Origin of the sequence: Rhodococcus sp. NPDC056516, from assembly GCF_042794655.1 — a bacterium.
In the GTDB taxonomy this organism is placed as follows: domain Bacteria; phylum Actinomycetota; class Actinomycetes; order Mycobacteriales; family Mycobacteriaceae; genus Rhodococcus_F.
Genome location: NZ_JBHTTG010000003.1, coordinates 454,751 through 479,556 on the forward strand (window position 1 = coordinate 454,751; position 24,806 = coordinate 479,556).

Genomic DNA, 24,806 nt, shown 5'->3' on the forward strand with positions numbered 1-24,806 from the left:
GCGCTTACTCTATCGGGCGTGAGCAAAGACCGTCCCGCCCCCGATGCCCCTGAGCCCTTGTCGCCTCTGATCGACGCCCATACACACCTCGACGCGTGTGGTGCGCATGACGCTGCAACCGTGGCCGAGATAGTCGATCGAGCCGAGGCCGTCGGCGTCGGGCGAGTCGTCACGGTGGCCGACGACCTCGACGCCGCGCGATTTGCCGTCGACGCGGCTCATTGGGATTCGAGGGTCTACGCAGCCGTCGCAATCCATCCGACCAGGGCAAACGTTCTTGATGCCGGCACCCGAGCCGAGATCGAGCGTTTGGCGTCCGATCCACGAGTCGTTGCCGTGGGGGAGACCGGGCTCGATCTCTACTGGCCCGGCAAGCTCGAGGGGTGCGCCACCATCGAGGAGCAAGTCGACGGTTTCCGGTGGCACATCGACTTGGCGAAGCGTCTGGGCAAGACGTTGATGATCCACAACCGCGAAGCCGACCAGGATTTGCTGCGGGTGCTGAACGAGGAAGGTGCACCGGAGACGGTGGTGTTCCACTGTTTTTCCTCGGATTCGGAGATGGCGCGGGAGTGCATCGACGCCGGGTACGTGCTGAGCTTTTCGGGAACCGTCAGCTTCAAGAACGCGAAAGCGCTGCGTGAGGCTGCGCTGCTGGTGCCGTCGGATCAGCTGATCGTCGAAACGGATGCGCCGTTCCTGACGCCGCACCCGTTCCGCGGGGCGCCCAACGAGTCGTACTGCCTGCCCTACACAGTGCGTGCGCTCGCAGACATCCGCGGTGAGGATCCGCAAGCTCTCGCGGCAGCGTCCACGGCGACAGCGGAGCGCGTCTACAAACTCTGACGCTATGGTGGTCTGACAGGTAACTCCGCGCCTGGGACCGTCGTGTCCCGGTCCGTCTACTGCGCGGGGTATTTCAGATGAATGACTACAACGTGGTCACAGTCCGCATCGAAACGTGGGAATTCGAGTGCTGTGCACCGTTGCCGGTGGTCGGCGAAAAATCTTCGTGGGCTTTGCACCCGATACCTGAGTCGCCGTGGTTCGACGGGACGGTCCATGGAGGAATCTATCCCGACGACGTGGAACCTACAGCCGGGATCGTTCTCGCGATCCGACTCGAGCGCGGCGAATTTGTCGAACAAGAACCCAGGCACTGGGTGTTGGTGCCTGGCAGCACCGACTATGTTCGAGTCGAGAAGGTCCCACGACAATTTCGCGGCATGTCGTCTCTGGTTGCCGGTCAGCGTGGCTGGATGGAGACGGCCGTTGTCGTCGAATTGGCCACCACCCGTGCGCCTTTCCGGTAGTCCGCACTACCAAAAAGGCGCACAGGGGGCTTGCCGCCTAGAGAACCTTCGCCAGGAAGTCCTGGGTGCGCTGCTGCTGGGGGTTGCCGAACAAGTTCTCCGGCTTGCCTTCTTCGACGATGTACCCGTCGGCCATGAAGATGACTCGGTCGGAAACCTCACGGGCGAAGCCCATCTCGTGGGTTACGACGACCATGGTCATGCCCTGCTTGGCGAGGTCGCGAAGAACCTGCAGAACCTCGCCCACCATTTCGGGGTCGAGGGCACTGGTGGCCTCGTCGAACAGCATGATGTCGGGGCTCATCGCCAGCGCGCGGGCGATGGCGACACGTTGCTTCTGCCCACCGGACAGGCTGGCGGGCTTGGCATCTGCCTTCTCTGCGAGTCCGACCTGGCCGAGCAGTTTGACGGCGATCTCGCGAGCCTGTTCCTTGGTCGATCGGCCGGTCTGCACCGGGGCGAGCATCACGTTTTCGACGACGCTCATGTGTGGGAACAGGTTGAAGTGCTGGAACACCATCCCGATGTGCTGGCGCACCTTGTCGATGTCGACGTCCTTGTTCGTGAGATCGAACTGGTCGACGCGCACGGAACCTGCGGTGATGTCTTCGAGGCGGTTGAGGCAGCGCAGGAAGGTGGACTTGCCCGAACCGGAAGGTCCGATGACGCAGACCACTTCACCGCTCTTGATGTCGACGTCGAGGCCTTTGAGAACCTCGTTGTCGCCGAACGACTTCTTCAGTCCCTGGACCGAAATCTTGACCTCGGTGTCGGGCTTGCCCATGTTGACGGCTGTTTCGGTCACTTGTTGATCCTCTTCTCGAGGCGGTTCGACAGCTTGGTGAGCGCCATGATGATGATGAAGTACATGACGCCGATGATCAGCCACATGTTGAACGACTGGAAGTTGCGCGCGATGATGATGCGCCCCGTCTGAGTGAGCTCGGCAAGTCCGATGACCGACAGGATCGACGTGTCCTTGAGGGTGATGACGAACTGGTTGATGTACGACGGGATCATCGTGCGAATTGCCTGCGGCATGATGACTTTTCGCATCGACTTCATGTAGCTGATGCCCAGGCTTCGTGACGCCTCCATCTGTCCCTTGTCGACGGACAGGATGCCGCCGCGGACGATTTCAGCCATGTACGCGCCGGCGTTGAGCGAAAGCGTGATGATGCCTGCGGTGAAGGCGGACATCTGGAAATGCAGGGCTGCCGGGATGCCGAAGTAGATGAAGAATGCCTGCACCAACAGCGGTGTGCCGCGGAAGATGTCGACGTAGGTCGTGCCTATACCTCGGACGAACACGTTGGTGGACACGCGGCAGAGACCGAAGATCGCGCCTAGGACCAGAGCGATCGCGATCGAGACGACCGAGAGGACGATGGTCAGCCACAGACCCTTGAGGAGCTGGGGGTAGGTGCTCTTGATCAAGCCGATGATCGAGTTGTCCGACGTCGATGCACCCTGACCGAGGTAGGTCGAGACGATTTCGTCGTACTGGCCGTCGTCGCGCAGGTTCTGAAGACCGGCGTTGAACATCTCGAGGAGTTCGGCGTTCTGGCCCTTGTTGACGGCGAAGCCGTAGCTCGCGCCCACCTCTTTTTCGGTGACGGTCTTGAGGCCGTTGCCCTGCGTGATGCCGTAGGCGAGGACGGGATAGTCGTCGAAGACGGCGACGGAGTTTCCGGTTCGGACCTCGTCGTACATGCTGGCGGAGTCAGCGAAATAGACAGTGGTGAAACCGTATTGGTCCTTGATGGACTCGGCGAAGCTGGCGCCCTCGGTGCCGTTCTTCACGGCGACGCGCTTGCCCTTCAGGTCTTCGTACGACTTCACGTCGTTGTCGGTCTCGAGGACGGCCATCTGCACGCCCGACTCGAAGTACGGGTCGGAGAAGTCGAAGACCTGCTTGCGGGCGTCGGTGATGGACATGCCGGCGATGACGCCGTCGGCCTGCCCCGCCTGCACGGCCTGAAGGGCCGCGTCGAAGCCGAGCTGCTTGATGTCGACCTTGAAACCTTGGTCCTCGGCGATCGCATTGAGCAGGTCGATGTCGATGCCGACGAGTTTGCCGTCTTCGTTCTCGAATTCGAACGGGGCGAATGTCAGATCGGTGGCGATCGTGTAGGTGCGACCGGGTTGCGCGCTCGCGATTCCGGGGGCGAACAGCGCTGCGATCAGCGCCAGCAGGATGGCCAGGATCGGCCACCTGGCATTACGTGGTCTGTCGAATCTTCTTCGCACTATCGCCCAGCTTTCTTCTGTCGCGCCCGGGATCGCCGGACTGCTTTGAACCAGACGAGAACATACTGCGCCCAGAGCTGAATCGATACACGGGTATCGGAGCCGGAAAGTGCAGAACACACGACACGCCGTTGCCGTTCCGTGACAAAAGTCGCATTTCGTTGTGATTTGGTTGCCGATACAACGCTTGGTCGTTACCGTATTGTGATCGAACGTCGTCTGCCTTGGGATTTCCTGTGTCGCCTTTTGCCAAGATCAACTCCACGAAGTCACCACTTCTCTACTCAGTGGTGGGTGCGTTGCTTTTGACGCTGATCGTCGGGGGTGCGCTCGCCGTAGTTCGGCACAAGACGATCACCCTTGATGTCGACGGTGACATGATTTCGCTGTCCACGATGTCGAGCAGCGTCGGGACAGCTCTCGAGGACGCCGGATACCCGGCCGATCCCAAGGACGCTCTCGCTCCCAGCGCCGATTCCTCCCTGTCCGACGGCGATACCGTCGTACTGCGCCGTGCCCGTGAGTTGGCGCTGACCGTCGACGGTCAGCCGACCACCATCTGGACCACCGCATTGACGGTCGACGAGGCATTGAAGCAAGTAGATGTTTCCGACGACTTCGCAGTCTCGGCTTCACGCTCGCATCGTCTGCCCCTCGAACGGACCGAACTCGACGTCGTCAGCCCGAAGACCGTCAGCGTCAGCGACGGCGGCGCTCCCGCATCGGAGATCAAGCTCGCCGCCGTGACCGTCGGTGATCTTCTCGCGGCGAAGAATGCGCCGCTCGAGCAGGCCGACTCGGTTGTTCCCACCGCTGACACACCTGTCACCAACGGCCTGACCATCCAGGTCACCCGCGACCGCACGGACACTCGCGTCGAGACGCAGCCGATCGCGCCGCCCGAGAACAAGGTCGAAGATCCCGAGCTCGAGAAGGACAAGACCGTCGTCGAGAACCCGGGTGTTGCGGGCGAGCGCACGGCCACCGTCGAGGTCAAGACTGTCAACGGCGTCGAGGCCGGACGAACCGAACTTTCCGCGACCGTGATCAAGGAACCGGTCGCAGCAGTAGTGAAGGTCGGCACCAAGCAGACTTCCGCGCCCGCCGTGTCCAACGCGTCGACGTGGGACTCCATTGCTCAGTGCGAAGCGACCGGAAACTGGGCCATCAACACCGGCAACGGTTTCTACGGCGGACTTCAGTTCACCCAGAGCACGTGGGAGGCATTCGGCGGCGGTCAGTACGCGGCTCGCGCCGACCTCGCATCACGTGAACAGCAGATCGCGATCGGCGAGAAGGTCCGCGCCGGTCAGGGCTGGGGTGCGTGGCCGTCCTGCACCAGCAAATTGGGCCTGCGCTGACCCGCCCTCACTCCACACAGAACTCAGGAACCGATGTCACCGTTCGCCAAGATCAACTCGACCAGGTCGCCGTTGTTGTACTCGGCGATCGCCGCGCTCCTTCTGACCGTCCTCGTGGGCGGTGTTCTCGCTGTAGTCCGGCACAAGACCATCACCCTCGACGTCGACGGTGAGCAGATTCGCCTGAGCACCATGTCGACCAACGTCGACGGAGCTCTCGAGGATGCGGGTTACCCGATCGGTGACAAGGACGCAGTTGCTCCCGCGGCCGACGCTTCACTGTCCGACGGCGACACCGTGGTGCTCCGTCGCGCGCGAGAGATCACGCTGACGGTCGACGGTCAGCCGCAGAAGCTCTGGACCACCGCTTTGACCGTCGACGACGCGTTGAAGCAGTTGGATGTCGCAGCAGATGTGCACGTGTCGGCTTCGCGCTCGCAGCGTCTTCCGCTCGACGGCGCCGCGCTGGACGTGCTGACACCGGTTGTCGCAAAACTGGTCGACGGCGCAAACGCGGCAGCAGACGTGCGTATCGCGGCTCCGACGGTAGGGGAGTTCCTCACCGCAAACGGAACGCCGCTCGAGCAGTCGGACACGGTTGTTCCCGCCGCCGATGCTCCGCTGACCGAGGGCCTCGAGGTCACGGTGACGCGTAACCGCACCGAGAACAAGATCGAGACCTTGCCGCTCGATCCGCCGGATCAGCGCATCGAGGATCCGACGATGAACCAGAGCCGTACGACCGTCGAGAACCCGGGCGTTCCCGGCGTGCGCGACGTGACGTTCGCCGTCAATCTCGTCAACGGTGTCGAGGCCGGACGCACACAGGTGTCGGAGACGATCACCACACCGGCTCAGCCGAAGGTCGTGCGTGTCGGAACGAAGCCGGGCACCGAGGTGCCGCCCGTGGAGAACGGTTCGACGTGGGATGCGCTCGCACAGTGCGAGGCCACCGGTAACTGGGCTATCAACACCGGCAACGGTTTCTACGGCGGCGTGCAGTTCGATCAGAACACCTGGGAACGACAGGGCGGGTTGAAATATGCGCCCCGCGCCGACCTCGCCACCCGTGAAGAGCAGATCGCGATTGCGACCCAGACGCAGCGCACTCAGGGCTGGGGCGCATGGCCGTCGTGCTCGGGTCGTCTCGGACTGGGATAAGTTCTACTGGTGTCAGACGCCGAACAATCGAACGAACCCATCGCTACTCCGCGCGGGCAGGCAGCCCTGCTCGGTCCGGTCGAGGTGCGCGCTCTTGCCGAGGAATTCGGTGTCCGACCCACGAAACAGTTGGGGCAGAACTTCGTTCACGACGCCAACACCGTGCGACGCATCGTCACCACCGCAGGCGTCACTCGTGACGACGTCGTCCTCGAAGTAGGGCCCGGTCTCGGTTCGCTGACGATGGCGCTGATGGACGTGGTCGATCGTGTCATCGCGGTCGAGATCGATCCCAACCTCGCGGCCCGCCTCCCCAAGACGGTGGCCGAGCGAGCGCCGGAACTGGCCGATCGCCTGACCGTCGTCGAAGCCGATGCAATGCGTGTGTTGCCTTCGCAGATACCCGGCGAGCCGACCGCGCTGGTCGCGAACCTTCCGTACAACGTCGCGGTGCCGGTACTGCTGCACCTGTTTGCATCGTTGCCGAGTCTGCGGACCGCACTCGTGATGGTGCAAGCCGAGGTTGCCGATCGACTGGCGGCTGATCCGGGAAGCAAGATCTACGGCGTTCCCAGCGTCAAGGCCAACTTCTTCGGCGAGGTTCGCCGCGCCGGCGCCGTCGGACGCAACGTCTTCTGGCCGGTACCCAAGGTGGAATCAGGTCTGGTTCGTATCGACCGGTATGCGGAGCCGCCGTGGCCGATGGACGAGAAGCACCGCAAGCAGGTCTTTGCTGCGATCGACGCCGCATTCGCGCAGCGCCGCAAGACTTTGCGTGCCGCGCTCAGTGGTTGGGCGGGTTCGCCTGCCGAAGCCGAACGACGGCTCCTCGCTGCGGGCATCGAGCCACAGACGCGTGGCGAGATGCTCGACGCAGCAGCCTTCGTTCGGCTGGCTGGAGGCGAATAGCCCCGTGCGCGGTTAAGGAGTGCAGGGACTCCCTAACCGCGCACAAGGGCTTTGCCCCCTGCTATTTGAACCGCCGCAACCTCAGGCTGTTGCTCACCACGAACACACTGCTGAATGCCATTGCGGCACCGGCGAGCATCGGGTTGAGCAGGCCGGCCGCAGCCAGCGGGATCGCTGCCGTGTTGTAGGCGAATGCCCAGAACAGGTTGCCCTTGATGGTCTTGAGCGTCTTGCGGGACAGTCGAATTGCATCGGCTGCCGACCGCAGGTCACCGCGCACCAGGGTGATGTCGCTGGCCTCGATCGCAACGTCGGTACCCGTGCCCATCGCCAGGCCGAGATCGGCCTGAGCCAGGGCTGCCGCGTCGTTCACGCCGTCGCCGACCATGGCCACGACGCGTCCTTCCGCTTGCAGTTTCTTGACGGCGTCGACCTTGTCCGCAGGCATGACCTCGGCGAAGACGGTGCTGATCCCGACCTGATCCGCGACAGTGCGAGCAACGGTGGCGTTGTCACCGGTCAGCAGAACCGGTTCGAGGCCGAGTGCTTTCAACTGCGCGATTGCTTCGGCGCTCGTGTCCTTGACCGCGTCGGCGATCACGAGGATGCCGTGCGCCTTGCCGTCCCAGCCCACCGCGATTGCGGTGCGCCCGGCCTTCTCTGCTGCAGCCTTCGCCTCGCGGAGATTTTCCGGCAACGGCATCGACCAGTCGGCGAGCAGCGCGTCTCGGCCGGCGACGACGGCGTGACCGTCGACCATTCCCTGTACGCCGCGCCCGGCGACGTTCACGAAATCCTCGACCGTAGGCAATTCGCCCACGGCTTCGGTCGCACCCTTCGCGATCGCTGCGGCGATGGGGTGCTCGGAGCGATGTTCGAGTGCGCCCGCCAGCCGAAGGACCTCGTCGACGGTTGTTCCTTCGCCCACCACTGTGTCCAGCAATGTCATCTGACCGGTAGTGACGGTTCCCGTCTTGTCGAGCACGACGGTGTCGACTGCGCGCGTCGATTCGAGCACCTCGGGTCCCTTGATGAGGATTCCCATCTGAGCTCCGCGACCCGTGCCCACCAACAGGGCTGTGGGCGTTGCCAATCCGAGGGCACAGGGGCACGCGATGATCAGCACGGCGACCGCAGCGGTGAAGGCCATCTCGATAGGGTTACCGGTACCGAGCCAGTAGCCCAGTGTCGCAACGGCAATCGCGATGACGACCGGCACGAAGATACCGGCGATCCGATCGGCGAGGCGCTGAACTTCGGCCTTGCCGTTCTGGGCGTCTTCGACCAGTGCCGCCATCTGGGCGAGTTGGGTGTCGCTCCCGACGCGGGTGGCCTGGACGGTCAAGGTTCCACCGACGTTGACGGTGGCGCCGACTACGGTGTCCCCGACACCGACTTCCTCCGGCACGGATTCACCCGTCAACATGCTCATGTCGACGGCTGAGCGGCCCTCGGTGATGATGCCGTCGGTGGCGATCTTCTCGCCGGGCCGAACGATGAAGGAGTCGCCCGCTGCCAGTTCTTCGGCGGGGATTCGTACTTCGACGCCGTTGCGCAATACCGCGACGTCTTTCGCACCGAGCTCCATGAGTGCGCGTAGTGCGGCGCCGGACGTGCGCTTGGACTTGTGCTCGAAGTAGCGTCCGGCCAGTACGAACGTGATGACGCCCGCGGCAACTTCGAGGTAGATGTTGGCGCTGCCGTCCATCCGGTCGACCGTCAGCCGGAAGGCGTGCTTCATACCGGCTTCGCCCGCGGTGCCGAAGAACAGTGCGTAGAGCGACCAGACGAATGCCGAGATGGTGCCCAGGGAGATGAGCGTGTCCATCGTGGCGGCGCCGTGACGCAGGTTCACCCAGGCGGCACGGTGGAAGGGAAGGGCCGCCCACACGATGACCGGTGCGGCCAGCGTGAGGGAGAGCCACTGCCAGTTGTCGAACTGCAGCGCAGGAACCATCGCCATCGCGATGACCGGTACGGAGAGCAGAGTCGAGATGATCAGGCGGGTGCGAAGCTCGCGCAGATCGCGATCCTGCGGGGTTTCCGCGTCCGGGTCGACGGTGTCGGGCGCGCTCGGCGGCTTGGGGAGCGCGGCGGCGTAGCCGGCATTCTCGACGGCAGTGACCAAATCTTCGACGGGTACCCCGTCCGGGAAAGTGACCTTGGCCTTTTCCGTCGCGTAGTTGACGGTGGCTGTGACGCCGTCGATCTTGTTGAGCTTCTTCTCGATTCGTGACGCGCAGGAAGCGCACGTCATTCCGGTGATCGCGAGTTCGACGCTACTCGAGTTGGCAGCATTGTCGACCGCAGTCGGTGACGTCATCAGTGCCCTCCCTCGTGATTGTCTGGAACTGAAGCTGCGGAAGTGCCTGCATCAACCGTGAATTCGGCGGTGCGAACCACTCCTTCGTGTTGGAAGTCGAGGAAGAGGCGATACGTTCCTTCGCTCGGCGCCTGTGCATGGAAGGAAATGTCCGGACCGGGAGCAGTGACGCCGTCGCCCGGCTCACCCTCGGGGTGAACGTGCAGGTAGGCGAGGTCGCCGGTGCGCAGAGCGACAAGGTGACCGTAGGCACCGAGGTACGGATCGAGATCGGTGACCGGGGCTCCGTCGCGAGCAACGCTCAGCGTGATCGGGCCGCCGGCAGTGGTCAGATCACCGTCGAGAGTCACGGTGTATCCGTCGACAGTTGCGGTCGCACTCTTCGCCGGCAGCGGAGCAGGAGCGAATTCGCCTGCCACGTCGAAGTTTCGGCCGAGTGTCAGTTGGGTGCCGTCGGTGGGGTCGAAGTCCGCGAAGACTCGGTAGGTACCGGCGACAGGCCAGGTCCAGTCGATCGACCAGGTGCCGTCTGCGGCGAGCGAAGGATGCACGTGGCGGAACTCGCTGGTGTCGTTTCTGACGACGATGAGGTGGAGCTTCTTCTCGTGCAGAAGGTCGAAATCGACGACGGGCTCGTTGTTGCTGTCGAGAATCCGGAAGGTCAAGGTTCCCGGCTCCCCAGCTCGATCGGGTGCGGTTACTTCGGTGAGTGTGTAACCGCCGGAGGAGACTTCGAGCCCTGCGGGTGTTGCCGAATCCATGCCTGGCATCGATCCGGTGGTTGATTCGTGGGTGCTGTGCTGGGTAGTGGACATGTCTATCGGGCTTCCGATTGCGGCCCCCACACCGAGGGCGGCGCCGAAGACGGCGACCAGCCCTACGGCGTAGGCGGCAAGTGTTGTCGAGGTGCGCACAGCTGACTCAGCTTGGTACGACTGCGTAGCCGGCTTCGTCGACTGCTGCGACGACGTCGGCTGCGGAGACGGGAGCGTCGCTGGTGACAACGACGCGTCCGCTCGCCAATTCGACATCCACCGCGGTTACGCCCGCGATGTTGCCGATCTCTTCCTTGACGGATCCGACGCAGTGTCCGCAGGTCATTCCGGAAACGGTGTATTCGGCGGTGGTCATCGCAGATCCCTTCGGTTGTGGAAAACTCATTTTACGGATACCCGGTGTAGGTATCGCTCTGCAATCGAAGGTACCCCCAGGGGGTATGCCTGTCAACGGGTTGGGCAGTGATGAAGGCCTCAGGGAAGACAACACGGCGGATGTGTGGTCTACTTGTGTTGGTCGTAAGTGTTTGTGTTTGTGTTTCCACGCTCGCAAATGGTTAGGTTGCGAGCGTTTGGACATCCTCCACGGATTTGTCTCAGAACGGTCGTAGTAAGTGACCCGGGCGGTCGAAGCGACTGCCTGTTGACACTGTGTTAGAGGAGATTTACATGGCAGAGGGCATCGTGAAGTGGTTCAACTCCGAGAAGGGGTTCGGCTTCATCGCTCCCGAAGACGGCAGTGCTGACGTCTTCGTTCACTACTCCGAGATCCAGAGTGGCGGCTTCCGCACTCTCGAGGAGAACCAGCGCGTGGCGTTCGAGATCGGTCAGGGCAACAAGGGCCCGCAGGCCACCGGCGTTACCATCGTCTAAGACGTCCATGTAAGTCGGGCAACCGACGCATGACGTACTGACAAGACCCCAACTCTTCGGAGTTGGGGTCTTGTTGCGTTTGGGTGAAAAGCGCTGTCACGCATCGAGATACCGCTGAGTGGTGACTGCCGTTTCCGCCGCGATGGTCCGGCATTCTTCGCGGAGTTCAGGTGGATTGACAACGGTGAAATCGACGTCGAAAGCCCTGAGCCACTGTGCGATCGACCGTAGGGAAGTGCCCGAAAGCGCTATGACGCAACGCCCTTCGTCGGTGGACTCCACTGATCCCCACTGTTCGCTGACCATGGGTGCTACCTGCTCGATGGGTGCATGCAGTAGAACTGTTGCGCGCGTGGAGGAATAGGCTCGAGTGACACCGCGGGAAACGAAGTCTGCTGCACCGCCCGCAGGTAGTTCCCGAGGCGTAAACCGCGGACCGGTGGGGATCTTGGGTTCCATCCTGTCGACGCGAAATGACCGCCAGTCTTCGCGAGCGAGATCCCAGGCCACCAGGTACCACCGAACACCCGACCGTACGAGCCGATACGGTTCCACTTCGCGCCGGCTCTGCGTGCCGTCGTGTGTGCTGTAGTCGAATCTCAAGCGTTCGTGGTTGTGGCACACGGACGCGATGGCGGACAGGACCGACGCATCGACCGCGCTAGCTGCCGGTTCGCGCGGCACGACGTCGATCGACAGTGACTCCAGACGGTGCCGCAGCCTCGACGGCATGATCTGACGCAGTTTCGCCAGCGCGCGCATCGAGGCCTCGCCGATGCCGACTACGGAGCCGGTCGCTCCGGACTGCAAGGAGAGCGCAACCGCGAGCACTTCCTCGTCATCGAGCTGTAGCGGAGGCATCTCCGCGCCGGCACCCAGGCGATATCCGCCGCCGACGCCGACCGTTGCGTCGACGGGGTAACCGAGATCGCGGAGGCGGTCCACGTCACGTCGAACCGTGCGCGGGGTGATCGCGAGTTTGTCTGCGAGTTCGGCACCGGACCAGTCTCGACGCGTCTGGAGCAGTGACAGCAACCGCAGTAGGCGAGCCGATGTCTCCTTCATGGCACGAAGTCTGCCAAACATTTAGGACCGTATGAGTCCTCAATTGAATTTAGGTTGGTCCATATCCGACCAGTCGAGCAGAAATTGGGGCCACATCATGAGCAGACCGATGATCGAGACGAAGGCGCTCACCAAGCACTTCGCTCAGGGCAAGAAGCTCGTGGAAGCAGTCAAGGGAGTCACGCTCGACGTAGCGGAGGGCGAGTTGGTCGCCTTGCTGGGGCCGAACGGTGCCGGAAAATCGACGACGTTGCGAATGTTGACCACCTTGCTCGAGCCCACCTCCGGCAGCGCGCGAATCGCAGGGTTCGACATCTCCGCGGCACGAAACGAGGTGCGCTCGAGCCTTGGATACGTCGGACAGGGGAACGGCGCCGGCCACAACCAGCGGGTTCGCGACGAGTTGGTGACGCAGGGGTTGTGCTACGGAATGTCCAAGGCCGATTCGCAGGTTCGAGCCGACGAGTTGCTGGGTGATCTCGAACTCACCGATCTGGGCACTCGGAAGGTCAGCACTCTGTCGGGCGGGCAGCGCAGGCGGCTCGATATCGCTCTGGGTCTGGTCCATCGCCCACCTCTTCTGTTCCTCGACGAGCCGACCACGGGAATGGACCCGCAGAGTCGGGCCAACCTCTGGGACCACATCCTTCGGTTGCGGCGCGAGATGGGCACGACGATCGTGCTGACCACGCATTACCTCGAAGAAGCGGATTCGATGGCAGAGCGGGTCATCGTCATCGACGAGGGCACTGTCATCGCGGACAATACCGCTGCCGCGCTCAAGGCGGATCTTGCGGGAGATCATCTTCTGCTCACCTTCGACAGCATCGAGGCGGCCGGTGTCGCAGCGTCGGTGGCCGAGCAACTTGTCACTGTCCGTGAAGTCACTGTCGACGCAAGCACGGTGAGTATCCGTGCCGGCGAGGGTGATTCGACGCTACCGGTATTGCTGCGTGAAGCGGATGCCCGAGGTGCCCGCGCTCTCACCGCCGACATCACCAGGCCGACTCTTGACGATGTCTTCCTCACCCTCACCGGTCGCAGCCTGCGCGAGAGCGCCGCCGCGGTCGCTTCCTGAAACCACGACAAAGTACTTCGAAGAACAGGAATCTGCCATGACAATCACGCTCGATACCCCACGTACCGTGCACGGCAACATCGTTCGAGACAGCGCCGTCGTGATGGGTCGTGAACTGCGACCGATGTTGCGCGACCCGGTCAGCGTCATCTTCAGCTTGATTCAGCCGCTGATCCTGTTGGCGTTGTTCGGGCCTTTGCTCAAAGGGGTCCCGGGTACCGGTGACGGCGTATGGAATTGGTTCATTCCCGGTGTGTTGGTGATGATCGCGATCTTCGGAACGACGATGACCGGGTCCAACCTCCTGATGGAGATGCAGCAGGGATCGCACGAGCGAATGTTGGTGACTCCGCTCAGACGCTCGTCCTTGTTGATCGGGCGAGCGTGCAAGGAGATGGTTCCGCTTGCCGCGCAGGCGATTTTGATCATTCTGGTTGCACTTCCGCTCGGACTGGACGTCAACGCAGCGGGCGCCGCGCTCGGGATCGTCCTGCTCGGAGTGTTCGGCGTCGGACTCGGTGCGCTCTCGTACGCTCTCGCTCTGGCTGTGCGGGAGCAGGATTGGATGTTCTGGGTCGTTCAGCAGACGCTGATGTTCCCGCTCCTGATCCTGTCCGGAACCATGCTTCCACTCGATGATGCGCCAGGTTGGATGAAGGTCCTCGTGAACGTCAATCCGCTGGGCTATGTCGTCGATGCCGAGCGGGCACTGTTTGCCGGTGACTTCGCGTCGGGCAGCGTTCTGGCAGGAATCGTGGCCGCTGTGGGCGTTGCGGTTGTCGGTCTGGGCGTGGGTGTGCGCGCGGTGAAATAGCGTGGGTGTACTGGCTGTCGGACGGGGTGTGGCGGTCGCAGGTTTTCGCCCAGGTGTTCGCAGCGCCTATTGTTGTTCCTTGTGCTCTCCGTCGTTCCTCGCCCCGTAGTCGTCCGGGCCCCGTCCAAGGTGAATCTCCACCTTGCCGTCGGGGACCTGCGCGAGGACGGCTATCACGAACTGACGACGGTGTTTCAGGCATTGTCCCTGGCAGACGCCGTCACGGTGGCGCCTGCGGACACCCTGACCGTGCGGGTTATCGGCGACGACGCCGCGGCCGTGCCTACCGATCGCACCAATCTCGTGTGGCGTGCCGCCGAGATGCTCGCGGTCGAGGGTGGCGTGGCCCCGAACGTCGAGATCGTCATCGAGAAAGGCATTCCCGTCGCAGGCGGAATGGCCGGTGGGAGCGCCGACGCGGCCGCTGCGTTGGTTGCGCTCAACTCGTTGTGGAAGCTCGACTTCTCACGACCTGATCTCGACGCCTTCGCCGCACGCCTCGGGAGCGACGTTCCGTTCTCCCTGCACGGTGGCACCGCCCTCGGGACCGGCCGCGGCGAACAACTTGTGCCCGTCTTGACCCGCCACACCTTCCACTGGGTGCTGGCGCTGGCCAAGGGCGGCTTGAGCACACCGGTCGTATTCCGCGAACTGGACAAGCTGCGGGCCGAAGGTTCCCCGAAACGGCTGGGCAGCGCCGATGCGTTGATTCAGGCGCTCACCACCGGTGACGCTCATCTGCTTGCGCCGCTCCTCGGCAACGATCTGCAGGCGGCAGCACTCTCACTCAACCCGGACCTACGACGGACGCTGCGAGCGGGCGTCGAAGCCGGAGCTTTGGCCGGCATCGTCTCCGGCTCCGGACCGACATGCGCGTTTCTCTGCGCCGACGCACAGTCCGCGGTGGAAGTGAGCGCAGAACTTGCGGGAGCGGGGGTGTGCCGCACCGTTCGCGTGGCGAGCGGACCTGTTCCCGGAGCACGAATACTCGACAATGCGGCAAAGGGACAGCACTGATGGCGAATCTGATCAATCTGGAAAACGTGTCGAAGTCTTTCGGCGTCAAGCCGTTGCTCGACGGGGTCTCCCTGGGCGTCGAGGAAGGCGAGCGCATCGGCGTCGTCGGTCTCAACGGTGGCGGCAAGACAACGATGCTCGAGGTCCTCGCGGGTGTGGAGCAGCCGGATTCGGGACGAGTGAGCCGCGTCGGCGGATTGCGGATGGCCGTCGTGACGCAGCGCGGTGTACTGCCTCCCGGCTCCACGGTCGGTGAAGTGGTCCTGGGGCCGCTCGGAGTAGCTCAGCACGAGTGGGCCGGCGATGCGCGCATCCGTTCGGTGCTCTCGGGTATCGGCATCGACAACCTGGGCGCCGGCGGCGAGCGGTCTGCATTGGACGCCAAGGTCGACGGCCTGTCCGGCGGCGAGCGTCGTCGCGTCGCGCTGGCTGCAGCTCTTGTTCAGGACCTCGATCTGCTGGTGCTCGACGAGCCCACCAACCACCTCGACGTCGAAGGTGTTCAGTGGTTGGCCGAGCACCTCGTCTCACGTCGCAGTGCGCTTGTTGTCGTGACCCACGATCGCTGGTTCCTCGACACTGTCGCCACCCGTACCTGGGAGGTTGTCGGTGGCGGCGTCGAAAGCTACGAGGGTGGCTACAACGACTGGGTGTTCGCCCGTGCCGAGCGTTCCCGTCAGGCCGACGCTTCCGAAGAGCGTCGCCGCAACCTTGCGCGCAAGGAACTGGCGTGGCTGCGCCGCGGTGCTCCTGCCCGTACGTCCAAGCCGAAGTACCGCATCGAAGCAGCAGAAGCCTTGATCGCCGACGTTCCGGCACCTCGTGACGCGGTGGCGCTCGCGTCGTTCGCGCAGCGTCGGCTCGGCAAGGTAGTCATCGAACTCGAAGACGCGCGTCTGGAAACCCCGGACGGCCGCGTACTCGTCGAGGATCTGACCTGGCGTCTGGCGCCGGGCGAGCGTGTCGGCCTGGTCGGCGTCAACGGCTCGGGCAAGACGACGCTGCTGCGGACGCTGGCCGGCGAACTCGAGCCTGCAGCCGGAAAGCGCATTCAGGGACAAACCGTCCACATCGGTTGGCTCAAGCAGGAACTAGACGATCTTCCGACCGACATGCGCGTACTCGACGCGGTCAAGGACGTAGCCGAGCGAATCACCCTGGGTGACAAGGAAGTATCGGCTGGTCAGCTCGCTGAGCGGCTGGGCTTCACACCGGCGCGTCAACGCACCCCCGTCGGTGACCTGTCCGGTGGTGAGCGCCGACGTCTGCAGTTGACGCGTGTTCTCATGGCCGAGCCCAACGTCTTGCTTCTCGACGAGCCCACCAACGATCTCGACATCGACACGCTTCAGCAACTCGAGGATCTGCTCGACGGCTGGGCAGGCACCATGGTGGTGATCTCGCACGACCGGTACCTGATCGAGCGAATCTGTGACACCACCTGGGCGCTCTTCGGTGATCGCAAGCTCACCAACCTGCCCGGCGGTATCGAGGACTACCTGCGTCGACGCGCCGCGATGGGGGATGGCGACAACCCGTCAGTTGCCTCGACCGCGAGTGGTGCGTCGAAGAGCAAGCAGGTTCGCGACGGTGCCGCGGATCGCGCTGCGCGCAAGGAGCTTTCGAAGCTCGAGCGGTCCATCGCGAAGTTCGACGACCGTGAGAAGAAGCTGCACGCATCACTGGCCGACGCGGCCACCGACCCGGACAAGCTGCAGAAGCTCGGCGCAGAACTCAAGCAGGTCATCGCCGACAAGGAAGCCGCCGAAGAGCAGTGGATGGAGCTCTTCGCGGAGCTGGACGGCTAGGGGAACTTCGCCCCGAACTTCTTGAAGGTTCGCTCTGGATCCAGGGTTTCCGGCGCCTGCCTGCGCAGCAGTGCGTCCAGAACGAGCCCGTCCAGTGCTGCGACCAATTCCGCTGCATCGGACGAGGTCATGCCGCGTTCGATCAAGATGGCAACAAATCGATCCCGACCACGTACCAGTTCCACTGCGAGGTCGGGATCGTGGAATGACGCGATGATCAGTTCGTAGCGAGCACGAGTGCGACCGGACTCGGGTCCCAGCCATCGGGCCACCTGTTGCTTCGGTGTCTCGCCCGGGCGAGGAAGATCACCGTCCAGAAGATGTCGCACCACTTCGACTATCAGTCCACGTTGGTTTGCGAAGTAGTGCCGTGCGCTGCCGTGTGGCACGCCGGCTTCGTCCTCGACGCCTCTCGTCGACCAAGCCCGAAACCCAACCCGGCCCAGTAGTTCGAGCCCAGCGTCCAGAAGCGCTTCTCGCGTCGATTTCTCCACGCAGAGAAGATACCGTGCTAGCCTCTTCTCCACTTGGAGAATTTCTCCGCACGGAGAAGTGGCCGGTGGGTCGAACTGATTGGGGGTGAAGCGTGGTCATCTTTTTCGACATCCTGCTTGTGCTGTGCGTTGTTGCGATTGTGTGTTTCGCGGGATACGTCCTCTATCGCGTCGTCTTTGACGACTAGCTGAATGTTGATGTACTTCAACGGGTCTCGGGTGTTCTTTGCTTTTGAAGTTGTCCGTTATGTCTCTGGTTATCGAAAGTATGTTCGATTAAACTTTGAGCATGGACAGTCGGGATGCGTGGCAGCTGGATGGTGAGGGCCTCAAGTGTGAGGTTCTGGATCTGGTGCGTGCCCGGCACGAGTTGCAGTCGCGGATGGTGTTGCTGATCGTGGAGATGTTTTCCCGGGAGACTGTGGTCGGGAAGGGTTTTCGGGCGATCGCGCAGTGGTTGCACGGTTCGACGAATTTGGAGATCGGTGAGTGCAGTCTGTTGGTCAGTCTGGCGCGGTTGCTGTTGCTCGAACCTGTTGTCGCCGATGCTTTTCACCGGGGTGACGTTGATGCGTTGAAGGCCCGTCAGGTGGCGTCGTTTTGTCAGCATCCGCCGAAGAACATGACCCCGACGGATGTGGACAAGGCCCGCAGGATCCTGCTCGACCTGGCGTCGAAGAACATTGCCGATTGTGATGCGGTGCGGGCAGCGATCCGGCGGATCGAAAAGCAGTACGGCAAACGCGAAGACGGCGTCCCTGTCGGGGAGGATTCGGAGCGTAACGAGTTCTACGCCTCGAAAGGTTTGTATGGGCGCGTGTCGGTGAAGGGCGATTTGGATGCGGTGAACGGTGCCCGTCTGATCACGTTGTTGTCGAGTTTGTCGGCGCCGACGCCGGAGAAGGATGGCGTGAAGGACACTCGCACTCCGGCGCTGCGGCGGGCGGACGGGTTTTGCGAGTTGTTGCGGCGGTACGAGCGGGCGGGGTTGGGTCCGATCGAGGGCGGGGTGAAACCGCACATCACGGTCACGGCCAGCGCAAAAGACATGACCGACCTCAAAGCCTTGAAGGATCTACTGCCGTCGACTCAGGAACTGGGGTTCGCGTGGACGGATTGGGTGGGCCCGATCAGCATCGATACCGCGCGGATGTTGGCGTGCGACTGCACCGTGACCCGGATTTTGTTGGATGAGAATGGTGTTCCGCTCGAGTGCGGCAAGGAAGCGAGAACGGCGACGGTACCCCAGCGGCGGGCGTTGGCTGTGCGTGATGGTGGGTGTGCGTTTCCGGGGTGCGGGACACCGTCGGGGTGGTGCGATGCTCATCATATTGTTCACTGGAATGATGGCGGCCCAACGGATCTCGACAATCTGATCTTGTTGTGTGGCCATCATCACCGGACGCTGCACCACACGGAGTGGCGGGTGGAGATCGGGCCGGATCGCAAATCGGTGTTCTATCCGCCGATGTCGATCGATCCGTATCAACAGCCGATCGGTGGGAACAGTCCACCGACAGCGGCGTGAACCTCCACAACTGAAGGCTCGAGCACCGGGGCATCACCATGCCCCGGTGCTCACCGCTGTCTACTGTCAGAACGCTACTGTCAGAACGTGAGCGTGAGTCGCCCGTTCTCGTCGCTGATGTGAACAGTTCGCCCGATCGCCGGCGGGTTGTCACCGCGAAGCTGCGTCAGTTCGGCGGCATTCTCGGGACCAGTGTGACCGGCGACTCGGCGGCCGTCCTGCGTCGTCGCGATCACGAACCCGATCTCAGGCTCGCCGGTGCGGCCGTATTCGACAGAGGCCGTGACTATTTCCGCCGCGCCTGTGTAACCAGTGATCAGTTCCGGAACCTCCGCAGTTAGCGCGCGTGCGTCGGGATCGCCGACGTACCCGTCAGCATGAGCAGCGGCGGACAACAGTACGCAGTGCTGGTAGGTGAGGAATCCACCGTTGCCGTGGACGAGGGCAAGGTTGGCGCCGTCACGAATTTGCCTGGTGACCTCGGCGACGGAATGCAGGGTGTAGCTGTTGAGGGGCCCACCGAAGAACGAGTGACCTCCGGTGACACTCGGGATCGCGGTATCCGGGAGCCCGAGTTCGCGGATCAACAGCTTGGGCACGATCGGGAAGCAGCTGTAGGCATCCACGATGTCGAGTGCGTCGGCACCGACTCCGGCACCATCGAGTGTGCGATGCACGGCGTCGTGCATCGCGGCTGAGCTGTCGAAGCCGTTGCGGCTGAGGATGTCCAATGGATCACTGGCACCCGCGCCGCCCCAGAGGTAGACCAGTTTGCCTTCGTCGATACCGAATTCGAGGGCCGTCGACAACGAGCAGACGACAACGGCCGCAGCCTGATTGACGAAGGGCATGGCATTGAGCATCAGTGGGTACGGCTCGGAGACCATCCGATTGCCGGGGCCGACGGTGCCGATCTCTTCCGCCGATCGGATCTCCGACGTCCAGGAGGCGGGATTCTTCGATGCCAGCTCAGAGAACGCGGCGTACATCCTCGCGGACCAGGCGAGCGATTCGCGGGCGCCGTGGCCCTCGGCTGCACTGAAGCAGTTCTCGAAGAGCGGGTAGACGCGCGTAGGCACGATGAAGCCGGCGCGCTGCATTTCGGGGCTTCCCAGGTCGGTCGGATCGAATCCGGGAGGCCCTCCGGGCGCTGCCGTCCACCCGATCGAGTCGGGGGTGACTCCGGACTTTCGCAGCGCGGTGCTGCTGGCGTGCGATTCTCCGCCCACGAGCAGAGCAACCGAAGATTCACCGCGGGCGATGGACGCGCCGATCCGATCGAGGAGCGCCGCGGGCCAGTGGCCACCGATCGGAGAGGTCGAGGTGATCGTGGGAGTCGCGCCCAGTCGCGAGGCGAGCAGTCCGGGGAGGTCGTCGTACGACCAGCTGACGGTCTTGACCGCGTACACGGAATCGATCTGTGTTCCCAGCTCAGTGCGTCCACTGTCGTTCAAGGCGGCAACGGTGGCGTCGTGAATCAGATCGAGAGGTTCGCGGTGCCCGTCGGCTGGGTTCCAGCGCAGATCGCCGACGCCGACGATGACCGGGATTCGTGATGCGTCAACCATCATGTACCTCTCGTTGCCGACCCGTAGCCGGGAGTTGCAGTCACGATATCGGGGATCCTGGTATGTGTAACTCGCGGGTCACAGTCAACATTTTTCAGGTTCCTATTTAGGTATGCCTAACGAAAGTCCTATACTCGTCATCATGACAGCTGTGGCAGAGAGAATTTCGGTGCCCGTGGGGCCGCGTTCCATCGATCACCCCTACTCGATGACAACGGTGACTCTGAAGCTCTCTCACCAGCGGCAGTGGGCACCGCACCGTCACCCTGAGCACGAGCTGATCTGGGGGAACTCCGGCGGAATGCTCACGGTTGTCGCTGACGGCATCACCTGGGAGGTTCCGCCTTCGGCAGGGCTGTGGCTGCCCGCCGGCGCGTTGCATGCCGTGAAGGCGGGCCCAGGTACCGAGTTCTTCTGCACCTATTTCCGGCCCGAGGCTCACGCTGCGCCCTCTGGCGTTCCGGGCTTGTTCGGAGTCAGTGCTCTCCTACGTGAGGTACTCCTGCACATGCATCGGCGGAACATGCCCGACGAGGCGCGTAGTCGCGCCGAGCGGGTGGCATTCGACATGCTGCAGCCGCTCGAAGTTGCTGCGGTGGAGGTTCCGATGCCGACCGATCCGCGGGCGCTGTTCGTTGCCGAAGCATTGGTCGCCAATCCGGCAGACCAGCGGTCGCTGTCGGAATGGGCACTGACGGCTGGCGGCAGCGTCCGTACGTTGACGCGAGTGTTCGCTCAGGGCACGGGAATGACTTTTGCACAGTGGCGAATTCAGGTTCGAGTCCGCGCAGCCCTGACGTATCTGGCTGCTGGAGTGCCGGTTTCGGTTGTCAGTAGGCGAGTCGGGTACGAAACTCCGAGTGCGTTTGTCGCAGTGTTCCGTCGGGTCACCGGCCGTACGCCCGGCAGCATGATGAACAAGGGGAGTGTGGCGCCCGAATCGGTGCCGTACCTTCTGCACGCTTGAGGTAGGTCGCACCGGGCGGTAGTGCCCGGTGCAACCGTCGCGGTCACCGCCGCGGAGCGGACCACGCTTCCCACAGTTCCGCGTACCGACCCCCGAGGTTGACCAACTCGTCGTGAGAGCCTTGCTCGACGACGCGGCCGTCGTTCATGACCAGGATTTGGTCGGCGTCGACGGCCTGTGAGAGTCGGTGTGCCACTGTGACAGCAGTGCGACCCCGGGTCAGGGCCAGAGCGGCATCGTCGAGGACCCTGGCTCCGGCGCTACCCGCTTCGGCGGTCGCCTCGTCGAGAATCAGCAGCGGCGGATCCAGCAATTCGATTCTTGCCAACGCGAGTTGCTGTGCCTGAGTCGCGGTCAGCCGGTGTCCACCGTCCCCGATTACGGTTTCGAGCCCGTCCGGCAGGGCCCGCAGCCAATCCGACGCACCGACGGTATCGAGCGCCGCGGTGATGTCGTCGTCGGTTGCCGACGGGTCAGCCAGCCGTAGATCCTCGGCCAACGTGCCGGCAAAGACGTGGACCTCCTGAGTCACGAGGGCCACCGCGCTCCGAGAAGTCGACCGTGGCAATTCGTTCCGGGGCACCGTCCCGATCTTCACGGTGCCTTCGGTCGGCTCGTAGGTACCCGCGATCAGTTTTGCGACCGTCGATTTTCCGGCTCCGGTTGCGCCCACGAGTGCCGTGACGGTCCCGGCCGGAATGGTGATGTCGATGTCTCGCAGAACAGGAGCGTCGCCGCTGCGGTAAGAGAACGTCACCTCCTCCAAAGACGCTGAACTGTCGACGGGTTCATGTGGATCGGACGGCGCGGGTGGCACGGGCGCAAGGGTGACTCCGACCAGCCGAGCCAATGCGATTGTGCCTTCCTGCAATTCGTCGAACACGCTGAGAACCGCGCCGACCGGATCGAAGAGCCGGTGGAAGAACAATGCTGCGGCGGTGGCGGCGCCGATGCTGATCTGACCGTCTCGCACCAGCCAGAAGCCTGTGATCAGCACGGCGGACAGGCCGATGAATTCGGCGATGTTGAGCCGGCCGAAGAACCTGGTGCGTAGACGCGTGGTCAACAAGCTCAGCCGGACGGCCGTCATCGATCGAGATTCGATCTGTTCCAGGTGTGGCTGAGCCAGACGTAGTGATCCGACGGTGTCGGAGTTGCTCAGTGAGTCCAGGAGTTGTTGCGCACGTGCACCTTCCGCCTCCCGCTCCTCGCGGTAGACCGGTGCCGACCTCGAGAGATACCAGCGCAGCGCCTGGATCTGGATGGGCGCCGCGATCACCGCGGCAATGGCGAATCGCCAATCGAGGCTGCCCAATCCGATCAGGGTCAACACGATGGTCAGAGCCGCCGTGGCAAAAACCGGGAGTGCTTCGGATACAGCGCGGGTCACCAAGCGGACGTCCCCGGTGATACGGGAGACGAGATCTCCGCGCCCGGCGCGTTCGACGTCGCTCTGCGGAAGGTCGAGAACCCGGACGACGACTTCTTCGCGCAGGTCGGCGACAACCCTTTCGCCGACACCGGCGAGCAGGTAGTTGCTGACTCCGACGAGAAGGGAGGAGGCAACCGCGATGGCGACCAACGCGAGAGTCAGCGTGCCGATGCGCGAGACAGCGTCGCCGTCTCCGTCCGTCACAGCGTCGACCATCGCGCCGAGGACCAGCGGCGTGAGCAGGCCGATCGCGGTCGCAGCAGTCAGAGTGACGACGGCGGCGACGGCGGATATCCGGTGCGGACCCATCAACCGAAGTGCTGCGCGGCGTGCCTGTTTCGGTGTCGCGGTGGGGAGTAGTTCGTTCACAGCTCGATCACCCGATCGCAGATATCGAGCAGCACGGGGCTGCTGGTCAGAAGAAGAGTCGCGTGAGCACCGCGTACCTCGGCGATCCCGCGTGCAATTCGCGCTTCGGTGACGGAGTCGACGGCAGTCGTGGGGTCGTGCAGCACCAGGACCGGAGCTTCGCTCGCCAGTGCCCTTGCCAAGGCGATGCGTTGTCGCTGACCGCCGGAGAGCGAATTTCCCTGCTCGGTGACTCGAGTGGCGAGGCCGAGTGGAAGGACCGAGATCACCTGATCTGCGGCGGCGGCAGCGATTGCCTCGTCACTGCGGCTGCCGATCGGTGCGAGTGCCTCGATGTTGTCACCGACTGTGCCGATGAACAGTGCCGCGTCGTGCGGCGCAGCCAGAACATGAGTCCGGAGCTCGTCGATGTGCAGTTCGTGAATGGCGTTGTCGCCGAGATGAATCGTTCCGCTCGAAGGCTCGATTCGACGAGCCAACGCGTCGACCAACGCATCCGCCCAGGCCGCATTCTCGGTGACGATGCCGATGATCTCGCCGCGTTTGACATCCAGGTCGACTGGTGACGCTCCGGCCAACACGACGTCACGCAGCGTCAGGAACTCCGAGTGGTTCAGAGGTGCAGGATCACTCGCGGGAGTGACAGCCTCGCCGGTCCCGAGAAGCGCTGCGACGCGGTTGGCGGAAGCGCGGGCCCGTGCCAGGCCGGCGCCGAAGTAGATGATGTCGATCAACGGACCTCGAAGGAACTGTGCCAGACCCACCACAGCGACGAATTCACCGACCGAGATGCTCCCGGATGCTGCCATCCGCCCACCGACGTACGCGATGACGGCCAGGAAAGCGCCGGCGATCGCCACGTTCGCGGCGGAGTACATAGCTTGGTATCGCTGTGCGCGAAGGGTTGCTTCCAGCGAAGTCCGGCTGGCTCCCCGATAACGCTGCGCTGCAGCGTCTCCGGCGCCGATTCCGGACAGGATCCGGAGCCCCGACAGGAGGTCTGCGGCCAGTGCACCGGCTTTGGCTCCCTGCCATTGATCGGTTTCGGCTCGGCGTTCGAGCGGTCGGCTGACCACCTGCATGAGGGCGAGTACCGGGGGAGTGCCGAGGATGACGAGGAGGCCGAGCGGTACCGAGATCACGAGTAGCGAGATCGCTGCGGTCAGTACTCCGCAGGCCGCGGCGAGTTTTGTGCTCAGTGTGTGCGTGAATCCGGCCACCGAACCCGCGTCGGATGTTGCGATCGAGTAGACCTCGCCGGGCATGCGCCGCGGTGACATGCCGTGCGGATCGAGGCCTCGGCGCGCGATGTCCATCCGCAAGCGGTGTGCTCCGTGCTCGGTGACGGAATCGGAGATGCGCGCCGCAAAGCGCCAACTGAGCAACAAGCCGGTGAAGAGAATTCCGAGAACGAGGATCCACTTTCCCAGTGCTGCCGCATCGCTGGTCGCCACAGCTCGGTCGATGACCGCACCGATCACCACCGGCACCAACGCTTCCGCGACCTGGTGGCCCGTGAAGCCGACGGACGCTGCCGCCAGCTTGGCTCCGCGTCCGTCGGAGGCGATCGCGCGTGTGATTACCTGGCGCGGCGTGATCGCCGGGCTGGTTGGGGGGCCGTTTGTATCGGCCGAAAGAAGTGGTGTCGAAGGCACTGGGTCCACGCTAGGGACCGTGGCCGGTAGTCAGAAGTCACACAG

The 24,806-nt window shown here is 63.4% G+C and carries 22 protein-coding genes; 12 read left to right on the forward strand and 10 right to left on the reverse strand.

From position 1 onward, the window contains the following. The first annotated feature begins 18 nt into the window (after positions 1–18). Together ACFQ6Y_RS11470 and ACFQ6Y_RS11475 are read left to right on the forward strand one after the other, a co-directional pair. Positions 19–846, forward strand: a complete 828-nt coding sequence (locus ACFQ6Y_RS11470; protein ID WP_347874363.1) for a TatD family hydrolase — start codon at positions 19–21, stop codon at positions 844–846. Between the two features lie 77 nt (positions 847–923). Further along, the gene (locus ACFQ6Y_RS11475; protein WP_378632165.1) at positions 924–1,313 is read left to right on the forward strand and encodes a DUF6578 domain-containing protein; all 390 of its coding nucleotides are present in this window, start codon (positions 924–926) and stop codon (positions 1,311–1,313) included. Positions 1,314–1,350: 37 nt separating this feature from the next. Here ACFQ6Y_RS11475 and ACFQ6Y_RS11480 read toward each other — a convergent pair whose 3' ends face one another. Continuing rightward, positions 1,351–2,118, reverse strand: a complete 768-nt coding sequence (locus ACFQ6Y_RS11480; protein WP_378632167.1) for an amino acid ABC transporter ATP-binding protein — start codon at positions 2,116–2,118, stop codon at positions 1,351–1,353. Further along, the gene (locus ACFQ6Y_RS11485; protein WP_378632171.1) at positions 2,115–3,563 is read right to left on the reverse strand and encodes an amino acid ABC transporter substrate-binding protein/permease; all 1,449 of its coding nucleotides are present in this window, start codon (positions 3,561–3,563) and stop codon (positions 2,115–2,117) included. Before ACFQ6Y_RS11485 ends, ACFQ6Y_RS11480 begins: the two co-directional genes overlap by 4 nt. 236 nt (positions 3,564–3,799) lie before the next feature. Between ACFQ6Y_RS11485 and ACFQ6Y_RS11490 the strand changes: the two genes are divergently transcribed. Genes ACFQ6Y_RS11490 through rsmA form a run of 3 tightly spaced genes read left to right on the forward strand, consistent with a single transcriptional unit; the run spans position 3,800 to position 6,994 of the window. Further along, positions 3,800–4,924, forward strand: a complete 1,125-nt coding sequence (locus ACFQ6Y_RS11490) for a transglycosylase family protein (protein ID WP_378632175.1) — start codon at positions 3,800–3,802, stop codon at positions 4,922–4,924. A 33-nt stretch (positions 4,925–4,957) separates the two neighbouring features. Beyond that, positions 4,958–6,085: a resuscitation-promoting factor gene (locus tag ACFQ6Y_RS11495; protein WP_214885100.1), complete on the forward strand. Its 1,128-nt coding sequence runs from the start codon at positions 4,958–4,960 to the stop codon at positions 6,083–6,085. Positions 6,086–6,094: 9 nt separating this feature from the next. Beyond that, complete coding sequence (gene rsmA, locus ACFQ6Y_RS11500; protein ID WP_003946263.1) at positions 6,095–6,994, forward strand: 16S rRNA (adenine(1518)-N(6)/adenine(1519)-N(6))-dimethyltransferase RsmA; 900 nt, start codon at positions 6,095–6,097, stop codon at positions 6,992–6,994. 61 nt (positions 6,995–7,055) lie between these two features. Here rsmA and ACFQ6Y_RS11505 read toward each other — a convergent pair whose 3' ends face one another. Genes ACFQ6Y_RS11505 through ACFQ6Y_RS11515 form a run of 3 tightly spaced genes read right to left on the reverse strand, consistent with a single transcriptional unit; the run spans position 7,056 to position 10,448 of the window. Continuing rightward, positions 7,056–9,317, reverse strand: coding sequence for a heavy metal translocating P-type ATPase (locus ACFQ6Y_RS11505; protein WP_378632180.1), 2,262 nt, complete (start codon positions 9,315–9,317; stop codon positions 7,056–7,058). Then, positions 9,317–10,231 carry a hypothetical protein gene (locus tag ACFQ6Y_RS11510; RefSeq protein WP_378632184.1) on the reverse strand — a complete coding sequence of 305 codons (915 nt, stop codon included), beginning with the start codon at positions 10,229–10,231 and terminating at the stop codon, positions 9,317–9,319. Before ACFQ6Y_RS11510 ends, ACFQ6Y_RS11505 begins: the two co-directional genes overlap by 1 nt. 7 nt (positions 10,232–10,238) lie before the next feature. Beyond that, positions 10,239–10,448 carry a heavy-metal-associated domain-containing protein gene (locus tag ACFQ6Y_RS11515; RefSeq protein ID WP_003946267.1) on the reverse strand — a complete coding sequence of 70 codons (210 nt, stop codon included), beginning with the start codon at positions 10,446–10,448 and terminating at the stop codon, positions 10,239–10,241. Positions 10,449–10,762: 314 nt separating this feature from the next. On the opposite strand from ACFQ6Y_RS11515, the gene ACFQ6Y_RS11520 reads away from it, so the two are divergent. Next, positions 10,763–10,966, forward strand: a complete 204-nt coding sequence (locus ACFQ6Y_RS11520; RefSeq protein WP_003946232.1) for a cold-shock protein — start codon at positions 10,763–10,765, stop codon at positions 10,964–10,966. Positions 10,967–11,062: 96 nt separating this feature from the next. Here ACFQ6Y_RS11520 and ACFQ6Y_RS11525 read toward each other — a convergent pair whose 3' ends face one another. After that, on the reverse strand, positions 11,063–12,031 hold the full coding sequence (locus ACFQ6Y_RS11525) for a helix-turn-helix transcriptional regulator (RefSeq protein ID WP_378632187.1): 969 nt from the start codon (positions 12,029–12,031) through the stop codon (positions 11,063–11,065). 97 nt (positions 12,032–12,128) lie between these two features. On the opposite strand from ACFQ6Y_RS11525, the gene ACFQ6Y_RS11530 reads away from it, so the two are divergent. The 4 genes from ACFQ6Y_RS11530 to ACFQ6Y_RS11545 all read left to right on the forward strand — a co-directional run bounded on the left by ACFQ6Y_RS11530 (position 12,129) and on the right by ACFQ6Y_RS11545 (position 16,748). Further along, on the forward strand, positions 12,129–13,109 hold the full coding sequence (locus tag ACFQ6Y_RS11530; protein WP_378632191.1) for an ATP-binding cassette domain-containing protein: 981 nt from the start codon (positions 12,129–12,131) through the stop codon (positions 13,107–13,109). A gap of 37 nt (positions 13,110–13,146) precedes the next feature. After that, on the forward strand, positions 13,147–13,923 hold the full coding sequence (locus tag ACFQ6Y_RS11535) for an ABC transporter permease (protein WP_378632194.1): 777 nt from the start codon (positions 13,147–13,149) through the stop codon (positions 13,921–13,923). A gap of 81 nt (positions 13,924–14,004) precedes the next feature. Continuing rightward, positions 14,005–14,940: a 4-(cytidine 5'-diphospho)-2-C-methyl-D-erythritol kinase gene (locus ACFQ6Y_RS11540; RefSeq protein WP_378632198.1), complete on the forward strand. Its 936-nt coding sequence runs from the start codon at positions 14,005–14,007 to the stop codon at positions 14,938–14,940. Beyond that, positions 14,940–16,748, forward strand: coding sequence for an ABC-F family ATP-binding cassette domain-containing protein (locus ACFQ6Y_RS11545; RefSeq protein ID WP_003946255.1), 1,809 nt, complete (start codon positions 14,940–14,942; stop codon positions 16,746–16,748). Before ACFQ6Y_RS11540 ends, ACFQ6Y_RS11545 begins: the two co-directional genes overlap by 1 nt. Here the strand turns inward: ACFQ6Y_RS11545 and ACFQ6Y_RS11550 are convergent. Continuing rightward, positions 16,745–17,242, reverse strand: coding sequence for a TetR/AcrR family transcriptional regulator (locus tag ACFQ6Y_RS11550; protein WP_378632203.1), 498 nt, complete (start codon positions 17,240–17,242; stop codon positions 16,745–16,747). The two genes, ACFQ6Y_RS11545 and ACFQ6Y_RS11550, sit on opposite strands and share 4 nt — an antisense overlap. A 289-nt stretch (positions 17,243–17,531) precedes the next feature. On the opposite strand from ACFQ6Y_RS11550, the gene ACFQ6Y_RS11555 reads away from it, so the two are divergent. Next, positions 17,532–18,770 (forward strand): DUF222 domain-containing protein, encoded by a 1,239-nt coding sequence (locus ACFQ6Y_RS11555; RefSeq protein WP_378632208.1) that lies wholly within the window; start codon positions 17,532–17,534, stop codon positions 18,768–18,770. Positions 18,771–18,850: 80 nt separating this feature from the next. Here the strand turns inward: ACFQ6Y_RS11555 and ACFQ6Y_RS11560 are convergent, their stop codons facing one another. Beyond that, positions 18,851–20,341: an acetyl-CoA acetyltransferase gene (locus tag ACFQ6Y_RS11560; RefSeq protein ID WP_378632213.1), complete on the reverse strand. Its 1,491-nt coding sequence runs from the start codon at positions 20,339–20,341 to the stop codon at positions 18,851–18,853. Between the two features lie 139 nt (positions 20,342–20,480). Here ACFQ6Y_RS11560 and ACFQ6Y_RS11565 point away from each other — a divergent pair, with 139 nt between their 5' ends. Beyond that, positions 20,481–21,305: an AraC family transcriptional regulator gene (locus tag ACFQ6Y_RS11565; protein ID WP_003946247.1), complete on the forward strand. Its 825-nt coding sequence runs from the start codon at positions 20,481–20,483 to the stop codon at positions 21,303–21,305. A gap of 43 nt (positions 21,306–21,348) precedes the next feature. On the opposite strand, the gene ACFQ6Y_RS11570 is transcribed toward ACFQ6Y_RS11565, so the two are convergent. Both ACFQ6Y_RS11570 and ACFQ6Y_RS11575 read right to left on the reverse strand, forming a co-directional pair. After that, positions 21,349–23,106 carry an ABC transporter ATP-binding protein gene (locus tag ACFQ6Y_RS11570; RefSeq protein WP_378632217.1) on the reverse strand — a complete coding sequence of 586 codons (1,758 nt, stop codon included), beginning with the start codon at positions 23,104–23,106 and terminating at the stop codon, positions 21,349–21,351. Then, positions 23,103–24,761, reverse strand: coding sequence for an ABC transporter ATP-binding protein (locus ACFQ6Y_RS11575; protein WP_378632219.1), 1,659 nt, complete (start codon positions 24,759–24,761; stop codon positions 23,103–23,105). The genes ACFQ6Y_RS11570 and ACFQ6Y_RS11575 overlap by 4 nt, the downstream gene beginning before the upstream one ends. Positions 24,762–24,806: the final 45 nt, after the last annotated feature.